A 13,064-nucleotide genomic window follows, 5' to 3' on the forward strand; every position below is an offset into this window, starting at 1 on the left:
AAACATGCCTGACAATGCGATCGCCCTTACGTCCGCAGCTGCCCTGCGCCAACACGTGTAACGGGGTGCCCAGGAAATGCGTGACGAGCGGATGCTCACATAGGTGCTCCCTGCGCGGATCGTCCGCAGAATCGGGCAGGTCCGGCATTATTGCCAAGACCTGTGGAGGTATCCGGTGATACCGAAAGGCAGATATGTCGCACAGCATGTCGTCCATGAAGGGTACGTACCCGCTGCGTCGCTTGTGAACCCGCTCGGACGGCAAACGCGCTGGCTCGGCCTGCGAACGGTAAATACTGCCACGCCCACGTCGCGGATCTCTCAGGAGGCTTACAATCGGTTTGGAAAGCAAACTGATTGTGAGGTTGCATATGGTTGATGAGGATTTTGCCTGGCGGCTTGCGCAGGAGCTCGTGCGGATCGACAGCTCAGACCCGGGCGCGTATGAGGATGAAATTGAGCGCTTCATTAAGAGGCTCATTGAGCAGCAGCTGGCACAACTTGATAGTTCTGCGCTCGATGCCGTGCAGATTGAGGAGCTCGAAGTGCTGCCCGGGCGCCGCAACCTTAAAGTCACCGTGCCGGGCCAAAGCGACGAGCCGCGGCTGATCTATATCTGCCACATGGATACCGTCACCTTGGGCGATGGCTGGGACGCAGACATCGAACCGCTTGGGGCGGTTGTGCGCGACGATAAACTCTATGGCCGCGGTGCCTGCGATATGAAGGGTGGCCTGGCCTGCGCCATTGCCGCACTGGTCCATACGCTCGAGCGCGTGGCGGCGGATGGCGCGCTGCCACGCCGCGGCTTTTCGCTCATCTGCTCGGTCGACGAGGAAGACTTCATGCGCGGCTCAGAGGCCGCGATCGATGCTGGCTGGGTCGGCTCGCGCGAATGGGTGCTGGACACCGAGCCCACCGACGGGCAGATCCAGGTGGCGCACAAGGGTCGCACGTGGTTCGAGATCGAGATGGCCGGCGTCACGGCTCATGCAAGCCAGCCTTGGAAGGGCGCCGACGCCGTCGCCGCCATAGCCGAGGTCGTGTGCTCGCTTCGTCGCACGTTTGCGACGCTGCCTTTACATGAGGAGCTGGGGCCATCGACCATCACGTTTGGACAGATCGAGGGTGGCTACCGTCCCTATGTCGTGCCCGACCACGCTAAGGTCTGGGTCGATATGCGCCTGACCCCGCCGACCGATACGGCCGCCGCGACGCGCATGGTAGAGCAGGCCATTGTCGCCGCCGAAGCCGCGGTCCCAGGCTGCCATGGAAGCTATACCGTGACAGGCGACCGCCCCGCCATCGAGCGCGATCCGGCCTCTCCCCTTCTAGCTGCGCTCAAGTGCACAGCAGACGATGTGACGGGCACGGACACGACCGTCGGCTTCTTTACCGGCTACACCGACACTGCCGTCATTGCCGGCAAGACAGGCAACCGCAATTGTATGAGCTACGGCCCCGGCTCGTTGGCGCTCGCGCACAAGCCCAACGAGTATGTGCCCCATGCCGATATCGTTCGCTGCCAAAACGTGCTCATCGCGCTTGCCGATAACACGCTCTGGGACGCAAGCGGCCAAGTTGGGGCATAATAAGCCGCGAACAAACCGACTCGCGCGTTAGGACCGCCCATGAAAGCACTTCCGTTTCCCTGCATCCGCCCAGCTCAGGACCGCGTGCTCGAGGCGCTGCCTGCGATGGGCGGTATCCTGAGCGGCAACGACGCCCTGCGCGGCGCCATTGCTGACGGCCTAATGCTCAAGGATCCAGGCGCGGCGTATTACGTGTACGAGTGTTCGGGAGAGCTGGGACGCGTGACGGGCGTTGTGGCAATTTGCCCGGTTGGTGTACTGACGGACGACAACGCGTCCTCCGCAGATGCGGCCGCAGCCGCCCGCGCAATCGCCGAGCTTAAGGTGCAGCCTCGCCCTGTAACGCTCGCCTACGAAGCCTCGCCCGTCATGGATATCATCCTCGGCGCCGCCAAAGAAGGCGCGTCGCTCTATGCCGTCACCGACCCCGCCGGCATTACGCACCGTGTGTGGGAGGTCAAGCGCGAGGACGCCGTTGCTGCCATCCGTGCCATGCTCGATCAGGCACCCGACCCCGTGTTCGCCGGTGACTCCGCCTATGCCGCCGCACTGGCTGGGGCATCGCAGATTCTGGCCGATGAGGCCCGTGCCGCCGGAACGCACACCGGCAAAGAGCCGTTCAACTTTGCCGTAGCTGCGCTCTTCCCCGCCGCGCAGGTCAGCGGCGGCGCGCCGCAGGTTCCGACGGGTCTGCTCACTCACCAGATCTCACGGTTCTAGCGGACTCAAACGCGAAGCTGGAAAACCCAGCATCCAAACAAACAAGGGGCGGGGATGCAATGCCCGTGCATGCATCCCCGCCCCTTTCGCATCAAACAATTTCGCCGGCAAACCGCGCCGCAACGCCAGCGCTACCCGCGCTGCGGGCCTACTGCCGCTACAAGCGGTTCAAGCCCCAGCTCGCGCGCGTAATCCTCCTGCGTAAAGACTTCGACCAACTCAAACGTGTCGGATTCGTCGTCAAACGCAAAGTGCAGCACCGAGCAGTTGCCCGGCACGCGATCGCGCTCGTCGGCCGCCGCACCCTTCACGTGATCCATAAGCTCCTTGATAGCCGAGCCATGGCTTACCGCGAGCACACACGTATGGTCCGGACGCTGCATGAGTTCGGTCAGCGTCGCCACCATGCGCTCGCGCACCTGGATCTGGCCCTCGCCGCCAAATTGACGATAGAAATCGCGCCACGGGCGCTCGGGCATGAGCATCACGCGCTCGGCCTCAAAGTCGCCAAAGAACCACTCACGCAGGCCGTCCAGGCGCTCGTACGCCAAGCCCGGCCACAAGTTGGCGATAGTCTGCTCGGTGCGATGAAGCGTGGAGGTGTAGGCATGATCGGGCTCAATGCCGCGCGCACGTAAAAACATGCCGGCGCGCGCCGCCTGGTCGCAACCCAACTGCGTAAGCGGCGAATCACTCCACCCCTGAATGATACGCTTAAGGTTGAATATCGTCTGTCCATGACGGACCAGATACAGATCTTTATTCATAGGGGTCCTTTCGTTCGTTACCAGCCCAAGAGCGAAAACGCCCCGTCGCAATAGCCAAAATGAAGCACGGCACCGTTGTCGGGCAGCTCTCCCCCGCCAGTCACATACTCAAGAAACTCCTGGCAGGCTGAGCCATGGGAAACCGCCAGCACGCAGTCGTGCTGCGGCCTGGCCATAATACGGGACAGCGCCGCGACCATGCGCGACTGAAGCTGCACTTCCGACTCGCCGCCAAAGGCAACAGGATAATCGCCCCAGGGCTGCGGCGGCATCTCGCGATTTGATGTGCCCTCCAGCGAGCCAAAATGCCACTCACGCAGGTCATCGACCAGCTCAATGGAACGGCCCTCGCCAACGATAAGCTCGGCCGTATGCCGCGCCCGGCCCAACGGCGAGGAATACACATGATCAAAGGCCACGCCACGCGCCGCAAACGCCGTACGCGCCGTCAGCGCCTGCTCGCGCCCGCGCGCCGTAAGCGGCGAATCGTGCCAGCCCTGCAAAATGCTCTGCACATTGAGCTCAGTCTGCCCATGCCGCACCAAATACAGATCTGCCACACACCCTCCCCTCGTACCACCACAAAGGGGACAGGAGCCTTTGTGGTGATTTTGCCGCCGGATTGCACCGCAACGACGCACAACTACAGCAGCACGTCGGCAAGCGGACGCTTGGGTACGTGGTGCACCTGCGCCTCGTCGCGCCAATAATTGATGGAGCCGTCGGGGTTGGAATCGATCGCATCGATCACCTGTGTCTCGGCCGGAACGCCAAACGCCATGATCAGCTTGAGCTCATACTTGTCGTTATTGAGCCCCATGGCTTCGATCGCGCGGGGCGTAAAGGCCTTGAACATGCAGGCTGCCACCTCGGGCGTGGCGCTGCGGGCGGCGAGCATCATCGTCTGCGCGGCAATGCCCGTGTCGACCTCGGTAATGGGAGCGGCAGGCTTGCCCGGAACGGCGCGCTCGGCCAGAATCGCGATATAGCCGGTCGGGCGCTCGCCCTCGGCAGGACCCGGCCAATCCTTAAACGCGCCGGCCCATGCAAGCTCATCAAATACACGCACGCAATCCTCGGCACCGCTCACCACGTGAAAGCGCAGACGCTGAGCATTGGCGCCGCAGGGAGCCAGGTGCGCCAGTTCCGCCAGCTCGAGCAAAAACTCGCGCGGCACGCGCATAGACTCGTCAAAGCGACGGCACGTACGGGCACGACGGACCAGCGCATCAAACGCTTCCAGACCGAGCTTTTCGCAACCCTGCTTTGCCATCGACTCAGCGCTTACCGGCGCCTCGGGAACTGCTTCGTTCATAGGGACCCCCAATTTCGGGCAATTGTTCTTAGGAGAATCTAACCCAAAACGTAGGCAATAACGAACAGGGCTGCAATGTTCTACACCTGTTGAATAGAAAATCGCGACGTGGGGAACAACGGAAACAATTCGGGGCCTTTGGGTTACGTTTCGCCCTCCCCGACCCATACGCCAGCGCCTTTAGGCGATACTGGTTGTAACGATCAAGGCTTACGCCGCACGGAAAGGAGACGTTATGGGTATCTTTAGGAACGATGACCAAAAATCGAGCCAGTTTGGATTTGACGAGAAAAGTATGGCGGGCAAAGCCGTCAAGGCCGTGCGCTGGATCTACGCCATCACGGGCGTCGTGGCGCTCATTGCTGGCATCGCGCTGCTTTTTGCACCCGCCAAGTCCCTCGTCTTTTTGACGACCGTCCTGGGTTTTTACTTTGTAATCACCGCTGCCATCAGGCTGTTCACTGCCATTTTTGAGCCGCTGCTGCCCACTGGCTGGCGCGTGACGAGCATCATCTCCAACCTACTCATTATCCTGGGCGGCGTCATAATCCTGCGCAACCAGGCCTTCTCGACCGCGACACTCACCACGATGGTGGTTATCGTGGCCGGCTTTGGCTGGATTGTCGAAGGTGTCATGTCCATTCTGGAGTCCGAGCTTTCGTCCAACCGCGCCCTTGCCATCCTGAGCGGTGCACTCTCCATCATCGCCGGCTTGTTCGTGTTTATCTATCCGCTGTGGTCGGCCAAGATGCTTGTCATCTTTAGTGGCGCCGCGCTGCTGGTGTTTGGCGTAACGCTCATTGTTCGCGCCATTCAATTTGGCAAACTGGTGCACTAGATGCCGCGAACGCTCTTTATTGATGCCGACGCCTGCCCGGTCACGCGCGAGTCGATTGACTGCGCGCGGCGGGCGGGCGTCGCCGTTGTTATCGCCGGCAACAGCACGCAAAACCTGGAACGACACATTCGCCGCGACGACCCGCGCGATGCCGAGCACGCGCGACGCGGCTTTTGGGTCACGACGCTCGACGTGAGCGTGGGCGCCGACAGCGCCGACTTTGCCATTGTCGAACGCCTGCAGGCGGGCGACGTGGTCGTGACGCAGGACATTGGCTTGGCGAGCATGGTGCTCGGGCGCGATGCCGCCGCCATCGGTGTGCGCGGGCGCGCGTACGACAAGGCGACTATCGACATGCAGCTGTTTATTCGCCACGAGGAAAAGAAGGTACGCCGCGCCGGCGGACGCACTCGCGGTCCGGCAGCATTTACCAGCGAAGACCGCGCCCGCTTTAAACGCAACCTCACCGAGTTGCTGCACTAACCAAGGTAGATTTTTGAGACATGCCTAAAATCTACCTTTTTGTTTTGAGCGGTGTGAGCGCTCGGAATCCATGGCTCAACAAAAAACGGGCTTCAAAATGCCATGCGTCGCCGCATTGCGCAGGCGCTGAGCATGGCTATTTGAAGCCCATTTTTTAGGCCTACTTAGAGGCCAACGGCGGAGAGGATGAGGCCCCAGCCAGCGCCGATGACGTACATCATGATCAGGAACACGGCATTTTCGCGGGCGCTGCGGTTGGTGCGGAACAGCACCAGATAACCCACGCCGGCGGAAATGAGCGTGCCGGCGAGCATCGGCGCCAGTTGCAGCGCGCCTTCCAGATACAGCTGTGTAATGACCACGCTCGCCGAGCAATTGGGAATCAGCCCGACAAGCGCCGAACCCAGGACAGCGAGTGTCTCGTTGCCGCGCAGGAACTGCTCGATCGCGGACTCGCCGAACGTCTCGAGCACGGCGACCAGAATCAGCGTCACCAGAAAAATGAATACCGAGACCTGCACGGTGTGCGAGATCGCACTGCGGATGATCGACAGGACAGGCGTCCCTTCGTGGGAGTGAGAGTGACCGTGACCATCATGGTGTTCATGTTCGCCCTCATGACCGTGATCGTGGCCATGTCCGTGTTCGTGCTCGTCCTCGTCTTCATCACAACCGCAATGGTCGCGCTCGCACAGCTCGTGGATGTGGTCGGCGCTCACGCCTGCCTCGGCCACCTCGCCGATGATGTCACCGCCGCTGTGGTCGTCGTGCGCGCAGTTCACGTGGGCCGGGTTGGCCGCGGTTCCCAGCACGGTACGGCGAATCGCCGCGTGCGCGCGGGCGTTACGGCGCAGGCCGCGAATGGCAGCGTCCACGATAAAACCCGTGACCAGTGCGATCAGCGCTTTCGAAGCCAAAAGCATCGCCATAGTCTGCACGGGAACCTGCTCGGCAAGCAACAGCGGCAGCATCTCATCGGAGGTCGAAAGGAACACCGCCACCAACGTGCCCAAGGTCACGACACGGCCGGCGTACAGCGTTGCTGCCATGGCCGAAAATCCGCACTGCGGCACCATGCCCAGCAGCGAGCCAACCACGGGACCCGCAGCGCCGGCGCGCTTGATAGCGCCGTTGACGCGGTCGCCCGCAACGTGCTCAAGTGTCTCGAGAGCAAGATACGTCACCAACAAAAACGGCACCAGCGACAGCGTGTCCTTGCCGGCGTCGAGCAGAATATCAATCAGTAAATCCATGACGGATGGAACCTTTCGTGTCTTTCGGCAGCATTGTAAAAGTCCTAGCGGTCAACTAGGGTATTGTAGTTGTCCCGGGCGCGGTGCCAATAGTTGCCTATGGTAAACTATCATCTCGCCATAACTCAGTAACCTCGAGCCGCACAACGCGGCCCGTCCAAGGAGTAGCATATGAACGTATCGCAAGCACTCGAATACGAGCGCCAGCCGTTTATCCCCATGTTTATCTACGGCGACCACGGCGCCATGGAGTCCGAGCGCCAGAAGGGCGAGGAGGCCCTCAAGGTGCTCGAGACCGAGTACTTTACCGCCGAGGGCGACCCCGGCTTCGACTTTGCCACCGTGCGCGACCTGGCCGACCGCAACCGCGACCTGTGCGACCAGATTGGCGAGGCGCGTCTGCGCAACGTGACGCCCGCGACGCTCTCGCGCGGCCTGTCCGATGCCGACACCTGCGCCGCCATCGGCAAGATGCAAAAGCGCACCGCCGCGTCCGTTATGCGCGAAATCCGCGGCGACCGCGACGCGCTCGGCGTGGCCTACGCCCGCAAGCCCATCCAGGGCACCGTGCTCGGTATCGACATCGAGACCACCGGCCGTGCACCCGAGCGCGGCTATATCATCAACGTGGGCTGGGAGATCATGGAGCTCACCAGCGACGCCGTCCCGCATGACGCCGAGGCACACTACTGCGGCCTGCCCGACATCTACCGCGGCGAGGATGTGCCGTTGTCGAATATCCACCACATCACCTGGGACGACATCGACGGCAAAAAGCCGTTCCGCGAGAACAAAGAGCTGCAAAAGCAGCTGCTCAAGCTTATGAAGAAGTACCCGTACATGGCACACAACGCCGCCTTTGAGGACAGCTGGTTCAAGATCCACCTGGACGGCTACGCCGAGGCACGCCGCGCCGGCAAGATCATCGTCATCGACTCGCGCCAGATCTGCCGCAGCCTGGACGCCGACGTGCGCTCGCTCCCCCGCGAGTCCGCCCCAGCCGCGCTCGAGAACTGGGCGCGCCGCCGTGGAACCCTCGCCGCCGACGCCAACGAGCAGCACCTGGGCTTGGACGACACCGACCTCATGCTCCGCACCGTCCAAGCCGAGTTCAACCTCAAGAACCTATTCGCGAAATAACCGATCCATCTGCGGGAGCGCCTGCCAGGCACAGCGCAATCCGTCTGGGCACACCGGCACGCAGTAAACTAGGGCGCAGCCTTATGGCTGCACCCTAGTTTTCATCAAAACGAGCAAATACGCGTGCTTCACATAGTCGGCAGGTTGGCCCACCTACATTTTTCGAGTTGTTCGGCCAGCTGAACCACTAGTTAAGGCCCCTTGAACCGCAATCGAGCGCTATAGTCGCCCCAATTTCGCAACCAAGCCCTATAAATCTACCTGAATCAATTCGAATAGGACGTTGCGATCGCACCATTCGTATAGGATAAGGCCGAATAACTCAAATTATGTTGGTGAGGCATCTGAGCGGTCGGCAAAAACGCTTAGAAGCTACGAATCCGCAACTAAAGTTCACCAAAATGGGGCAGCCGACAGAAACCTCCCCAGCCGAAGCTGCCCCCCCCTCAATACGACAGCTCAAAAACCCACCGTTCGCAGAAGATAAGCCGCGCCCCAATACCGTTGCCCGAAGTTTCGAGCGTATATGGCGTCCGCTATGCCATCATGCGCGTATGGGAATCGTTCTGTCACATACCACGGCACGCGCTGTATACCAAACAGTCAACTCGCTCGCAAGCCACGCGACCGATCCCATATCTATGGAAAAGATCAAGGTGTCTGCGCCGACCACGTCCAACCTGGAAGCGGCGCGAGCATGGCTCAACAGAAAGAATGTCGATTCTGAAAGCATCCATGTGCTGACGTTTTCCAATAATGCCAAAAGGCACCGCAAGGGCTGCATCTGCCACTGCACGCGCTATACGTTTGATGCAGAAAGCTACCTAGAACTCGAGCCGAACGTCTACATCGTCGATATCAAGCTGTGCGCGTTAGAAGCAGCAGCCGACCTCAACCTTTCGGAGCTCGTTGAGTATTACTTTGAAATCTGCGGCTCCTACGCGCTTGGAACGTCCGACGAAACTCAATATCGCGAGCGCCCAGCCCTAACCAGCGTTGAAGAGCTCAGAGCCTTCTTTTCAGAGGCATCGGGGTATCGTGGATCTAATAAAGCACTTAAGGCACTTTCTTATGTACGCGAAGGCTGTCGCTCCCCACTCGAAACGGCGTTTGTCATGATGCTGACAATGCCCAAGTCAATGGGTGGCTTAGCCATACGCGCTATCAAAACGGACTATCCGATCCCAGTCCCCAAAAGATACGCCGCCCTAACGCGACGGACGGTTTTCTACCTCGACGCGCTGCTCGAAAATTCGATGACCGATATCGAATACAACGGCTTTTACCACGACGAGCCCGAACAGCAATCAATTGACGAGGAACGCCGAAACACGCTGCGAAACATGGGATATGCCGTTATCACAGTTAGTCGTCATTCGTTTTTCAAGCAGTCCGCTTTTAGGCGGGTCATGGAAGCGATTCGCATTCGCGAGAAGATATGGCCCGGTCGACTCCCGGATAACTTCGCCATCCTGCAAGAAACTCTTCGTCAATTTGTCTTGCGGCGCTACTTCGAATACGGTCGCCGCGTCCTGGAGACACTCAAAGAAGAAGAGGCCGCCAAGCGCGAAATTGCAAGCCAATATCCGCAAGCTGATGACCCGAGCATCAACGATGTACCAGAACCCGACGACATGCAACACGTCGGGGCCCTTGCTGAGGAAATCAATGGGCCTTGGGAATGCGACATGTTCGCAAAAATCGATGAAAACCGCACGGAAGACGACACGATTATTGATCTAATTGAGAATTCGCTCTTCTAAAGGCGATCTCTGCGGATGTCCACCTACATTTTTCGACTTATTCGGCCACCGATGTGCCAGATTGGCTGCAGCAATGCTCAATATAACTTTAGATAAAACTGATTCTGCAGGAACTCCCGTAGAGGAAGAACTGATTCTCGCGGTATTCAACACGATAAAGTACAAATATGAACAGTTCTAATGCTTCTCAAGGTGGCTTTCTTAGCATGCTGGCCGAACATCTCGAAATATGTTGGCGAGCATTGCGTCGATGTCTCCCAACCCGCAGAAAATCGCAGAGGCGGCAAGCAGTCATCGAAATTAACGTAAATTGTATTGACATATGAACATGCGCTCATATAATCGGAAGTAAGTTATATGAGCGCATGTTCATATGAAAGGATATTGCAATGAGCATCCGCGTTGATGAAACGAAACCCGACATCGAGGCCACCGAGCCCGTGATTCCCACCAGCTGCTCGCCCGAGGACCTTCCCGACGAGGAGCTGTTGTACGACCTGGCCGACCTGTTCAAGGTCTTCAGCGACACCACACGCATCAAGATTCTCTATGCCCTCATGGGTCGCGAGCTCTGCGTGGCTGACATCGCCGAAGCGACCGCGACCTCGCAGTCTGCGGTGTCGCACCAGCTGCGCACGCTTAAGCAGTCGCACCTGGTCAAGTTCCGCCGCGACGGCCGCAACATTCTCTACTCGCTCGCCGACGATCATGTCTACACCATGCTCAACCAGGGCATGAGCCATATCTGCGAATAGCAATCAACCACGGTATCAGCGCGGCCGGCACCCAGACCGCTAACACAGGGAAAGGAACCCACCATGAAAAAGCAGTTTAAGCTCGACGAGATCGATTGCGCCAACTGCGCGCGTGAACTTCAGGACGAGCTGGCTAAGCTCGATGGCGTCAAGTCCGTTTCGGTCAACTTTATGACCCAGAAGCTGACGCTCGAGGCCGACGACGCCGAGTTCGACGAGGTCCTGGACCGCGTCGTTGAGTTCACCGCCGATGCCGAGCCGGACTGCGAGATCATTCTCTAGCCCAGGTTTACGCCAACCTGCAAGGCCGCGCTTGCCGCGGCCTTTGCTCGCGAAATTATATGAGCGAGTGTTCATACATTCAAATGGGAGGATACGAGTCATGGCCACCGCCGACCCCAAAAAGGAAAAGAAGAAGCGCAAGAAAAAAGAGTCACTCGAGCATAAGCGCAACCGCATCCTGGTAGCGCTAGGCATTTTTGCCGTGGTGTACGCCCTCGATGAGCTCGGCACCCTCACCGCCGCATTCGGCACCCCGGGCGACATCTACGCCAGCTTTGTGCTGTCCCTCCTGCCGTTTTTGATTGCCGGCTACGACGTACTGCAAAAGGCATTCAATAACATCCGCCGCGGCAAGGCCTTCGACGAGAGCTTCCTCATGGCCGTCGCGACCATCGGCGCGTTTGCCATGGTGCTCTTCCCCGACACCGACCCGCACATGGCCGAAGGCGCCGCTGTCATGCTGTTCTACCAGGTCGGCGAGTTGTTCCAGGCATACGCCGTGGGCAAGAGCCGCAAGTCGATCAGTGCCATGATGGACATCGCGCCCGACTACGCTAACGTCGAGCAAGCCGACGGCACACTCGAACAGGTCTTTCCCGATGACATCGCCGTCGGCACCGTGATCGTGGTCAAGCCCGGCGAGCGCGTGCCTATCGACGGCGTCATCGTCGAGGGCGAAACCCAGCTCGACACCGCCGCACTCACGGGCGAGTCGGTCCCCCGCCCGGCCAAGACCGGCGACGATATCATCAGCGGTTGCATCAACATGACGGGCCTCATCCACGTGCGCACCACCAAGCCCTTTGGCGAGTCAACCGTCGCGCGTGTTCTGGAGCTCGTGGAGAATGCCAGCGAAAAGAAGGCGCGCACCGAGAACTTCATCACGCGCTTTGCCCGCGTCTACACCCCCGCCGTCACTGGCGCTGCCGCGGTGCTCGCGCTTGGCGGCGGCCTGGTGACTGGCGCTTGGTCCGATTGGATCCTGCGCGGCCTGACCTTCCTGGTCGTCAGCTGCCCGTGCGCCCTCGTGATCAGCGTACCGTTGAGTTTCTTTGGCGGCATCGGCGGCGCGTCCAAGCTGGGCGTTCTCATCAAGGGCTCCAACTACCTCGAGACGCTCGCCGACGTGGACACCATCGTCTTCGACAAAACGGGCACCCTCACCAACGGCACGTTCTCAGTCGTCGCGGTGCACCCCGAGGCTGGCTATACCGAGCAGTCGCTGCTCGAAGTCGCAGCCCTTGCTGAGTCGTTCTCCGATCACCCCATCGCGCAGTCCGTGCGCGACGCCTACCAGGGCGAGGTCGACCCCAAGCGCGTGAGCGACTCCGCCAACGACGCGGGCCACGGCGTGACGGCAACCATCGACGGCAAGCACGTCGTCGTTGGCAACGCCAAGATGCTCGCCGCGGCCGGCGTTGAAGCACCGGACTGTGAGGTTGTCGGCACGATCCTCCACGTGCTCGTTGACGGCGTGTACGCCGGCCACATCGTGATTGCAGACACCGTTAAGGCCGATGCGGAGCAAACGATTCGCGACCTGCATGCCGCCGGTATCAACCGCACCGTCATGCTCACGGGCGACCGCGAGGAGGTTGCGGCGTCTGTGGCCAAGCAGCTCGGCCTCGACGAGTTCCACGCGCAGCTGCTGCCGGGCGACAAGGTCGAGCGTGTTGAAGCGCTGCTCGCGGCCGAAAGTGGCAAGGGCAAGCTCGCCTTTGTCGGCGACGGTATCAACGACGCGCCTGTGCTTACGCGCGCTGATGTGGGCATTGCCATGGGCGCCATGGGTTCCGACGCCGCGATCGAGGCCGCCGACGTGGTGCTGATGGACGACAAGCCGTCCGACATTTCCCGCGCTATTCGCGTGGCGCGCAAGACCATGTCGATTGTTTGGCAGAACATCATCTTTGCGCTGGGCATTAAGCTGCTCATCCTTGTGCTGGCAGCGCTGGGCATCGCCAATATGTGGCTTGCCGTCTTTGGCGACGTGGGCGTGGCGATCATCGCCATCCTGAACGCCATGCGCGCGATGGGTGTCAAGAACCTGTAGCGCTCGTGGTCCCTCCGGCCGGGGCCGGGCTTGGTTTTGAAAACGTCCTCGCGCATGAGGCCCGTCTTTCTTGCTCCTGCGGAGCAACGGAAAGGCGGGCCTC

At 60.2% G+C, this 13,064-nt stretch carries 13 protein-coding genes; 9 read left to right on the forward strand and 4 right to left on the reverse strand.

Annotated features, from left to right (window positions below; genetic code table 11):
• Positions 1-371: 371 nt before the first annotated feature.
• Together DW003_RS00340 and DW003_RS00345 are read left to right on the forward strand one after the other, a co-directional pair.
• On the forward strand, positions 372-1,592 hold the full coding sequence (locus DW003_RS00340; protein ID WP_118386950.1) for a M20 family metallopeptidase: 1,221 nt from the start codon (positions 372-374) through the stop codon (positions 1,590-1,592).
• 39 nt (positions 1,593-1,631) lie between these two features.
• Entirely contained in the window at positions 1,632-2,312 is a 681-nt protein-coding gene (locus tag DW003_RS00345; RefSeq protein ID WP_118386952.1) for a DUF1015 family protein, read from the forward strand.
• A 131-nt stretch (positions 2,313-2,443) separates the two neighbouring features.
• On the opposite strand, the gene DW003_RS00350 is transcribed toward DW003_RS00345, so the two are convergent.
• The 3 genes from DW003_RS00350 to DW003_RS00360 form a co-directional block, all read right to left on the reverse strand.
• The gene (locus DW003_RS00350; RefSeq protein ID WP_118386954.1) at positions 2,444-3,079 is read right to left on the reverse strand and encodes a histidine phosphatase family protein; all 636 of its coding nucleotides are present in this window, start codon (positions 3,077-3,079) and stop codon (positions 2,444-2,446) included.
• 17 nt (positions 3,080-3,096) lie between these two features.
• A complete protein-coding gene (locus tag DW003_RS00355; RefSeq protein ID WP_055252053.1) occupies positions 3,097-3,639 on the reverse strand; it encodes a histidine phosphatase family protein in 543 nt (180 codons plus the stop codon).
• A gap of 83 nt (positions 3,640-3,722) precedes the next feature.
• Positions 3,723-4,394: a nitroreductase family protein gene (locus DW003_RS00360; RefSeq protein ID WP_158573162.1), complete on the reverse strand. Its 672-nt coding sequence runs from the start codon at positions 4,392-4,394 to the stop codon at positions 3,723-3,725.
• Positions 4,395-4,629: 235 nt separating this feature from the next.
• Here DW003_RS00360 and DW003_RS00365 point away from each other — a divergent pair, with 235 nt between their 5' ends.
• Together DW003_RS00365 and DW003_RS00370 are read left to right on the forward strand one after the other, a co-directional pair.
• Entirely contained in the window at positions 4,630-5,232 is a 603-nt protein-coding gene (locus tag DW003_RS00365; protein ID WP_118386958.1) for an HdeD family acid-resistance protein, read from the forward strand.
• Positions 5,233-5,715 (forward strand): DUF188 domain-containing protein, encoded by a 483-nt coding sequence (locus DW003_RS00370; RefSeq protein ID WP_118386960.1) that lies wholly within the window; start codon positions 5,233-5,235, stop codon positions 5,713-5,715.
• Between the two features lie 164 nt (positions 5,716-5,879).
• Here the strand turns inward: DW003_RS00370 and DW003_RS00375 are convergent, their stop codons facing one another.
• Positions 5,880-6,968 carry a putative manganese transporter gene (locus DW003_RS00375; RefSeq protein WP_118386962.1) on the reverse strand — a complete coding sequence of 363 codons (1,089 nt, stop codon included), beginning with the start codon at positions 6,966-6,968 and terminating at the stop codon, positions 5,880-5,882.
• 171 nt (positions 6,969-7,139) lie between these two features.
• Here DW003_RS00375 and DW003_RS00380 point away from each other — a divergent pair, with 171 nt between their 5' ends.
• The 5 genes from DW003_RS00380 (at position 7,140) to DW003_RS00400 (ending at position 12,961) form a co-directional block, all read left to right on the forward strand.
• The gene (locus DW003_RS00380; RefSeq protein ID WP_089572078.1) at positions 7,140-8,108 is read left to right on the forward strand and encodes a DNA polymerase III subunit epsilon; all 969 of its coding nucleotides are present in this window, start codon (positions 7,140-7,142) and stop codon (positions 8,106-8,108) included.
• Positions 8,109-8,749: 641 nt separating this feature from the next.
• Positions 8,750-9,871 (forward strand): hypothetical protein, encoded by a 1,122-nt coding sequence (locus tag DW003_RS00385; protein WP_117817598.1) that lies wholly within the window; start codon positions 8,750-8,752, stop codon positions 9,869-9,871.
• Positions 9,872-10,260: 389 nt separating this feature from the next.
• Positions 10,261-10,626, forward strand: a complete 366-nt coding sequence (locus DW003_RS00390) for a helix-turn-helix transcriptional regulator (RefSeq protein WP_117634970.1) — start codon at positions 10,261-10,263, stop codon at positions 10,624-10,626.
• 63 nt (positions 10,627-10,689) lie between these two features.
• Complete coding sequence (locus tag DW003_RS00395) at positions 10,690-10,908, forward strand: cation transporter (RefSeq protein ID WP_006235433.1); 219 nt, start codon at positions 10,690-10,692, stop codon at positions 10,906-10,908.
• Between the two features lie 100 nt (positions 10,909-11,008).
• Positions 11,009-12,961, forward strand: a complete 1,953-nt coding sequence (locus DW003_RS00400) for a heavy metal translocating P-type ATPase (protein ID WP_118386963.1) — start codon at positions 11,009-11,011, stop codon at positions 12,959-12,961.
• Positions 12,962-13,064: the final 103 nt, after the last annotated feature.

The sequence above is a fragment of the Collinsella sp. AF36-3AT genome (genome assembly GCF_003475205.1).
Lineage (GTDB): Bacteria > Actinomycetota > Coriobacteriia > Coriobacteriales > Coriobacteriaceae > Collinsella > Collinsella aerofaciens_AF.

Excerpts from the sequence above, each read along its gene's own strand:
- DW003_RS00395 (WP_006235433.1), top strand. The coding sequence starts at position 10,690 with ATGAAAAAGCAGTTTAAGCTCGACGAGATCGATTGCGCCAACTGCGCG.
- DW003_RS00390 (WP_117634970.1), top strand. The coding sequence starts at position 10,261 with ATGAGCATCCGCGTTGATGAAACGAAACCCGACATCGAGGCCACCGAG.
- DW003_RS00350 (WP_118386954.1), bottom strand. The coding sequence starts at position 3,079 with ATGAATAAAGATCTGTATCTGGTCCGTCATGGACAGACGATATTCAAC.
- DW003_RS00345 (WP_118386952.1), top strand. The coding sequence starts at position 1,632 with ATGAAAGCACTTCCGTTTCCCTGCATCCGCCCAGCTCAGGACCGCGTG.
- DW003_RS00400 (WP_118386963.1), top strand. The coding sequence starts at position 11,009 with ATGGCCACCGCCGACCCCAAAAAGGAAAAGAAGAAGCGCAAGAAAAAA.
- DW003_RS00365 (WP_118386958.1), top strand. The coding sequence starts at position 4,630 with ATGGGTATCTTTAGGAACGATGACCAAAAATCGAGCCAGTTTGGATTT.
- DW003_RS00375 (WP_118386962.1), bottom strand. The coding sequence starts at position 6,968 with ATGGATTTACTGATTGATATTCTGCTCGACGCCGGCAAGGACACGCTG.
- DW003_RS00385 (WP_117817598.1), top strand. The coding sequence starts at position 8,750 with ATGGAAAAGATCAAGGTGTCTGCGCCGACCACGTCCAACCTGGAAGCG.
- DW003_RS00380 (WP_089572078.1), top strand. The coding sequence starts at position 7,140 with ATGAACGTATCGCAAGCACTCGAATACGAGCGCCAGCCGTTTATCCCC.
- DW003_RS00340 (WP_118386950.1), top strand. The coding sequence starts at position 372 with ATGGTTGATGAGGATTTTGCCTGGCGGCTTGCGCAGGAGCTCGTGCGG.
- DW003_RS00370 (WP_118386960.1), top strand. The coding sequence starts at position 5,233 with ATGCCGCGAACGCTCTTTATTGATGCCGACGCCTGCCCGGTCACGCGC.
- DW003_RS00360 (WP_158573162.1), bottom strand. The coding sequence starts at position 4,394 with ATGAACGAAGCAGTTCCCGAGGCGCCGGTAAGCGCTGAGTCGATGGCA.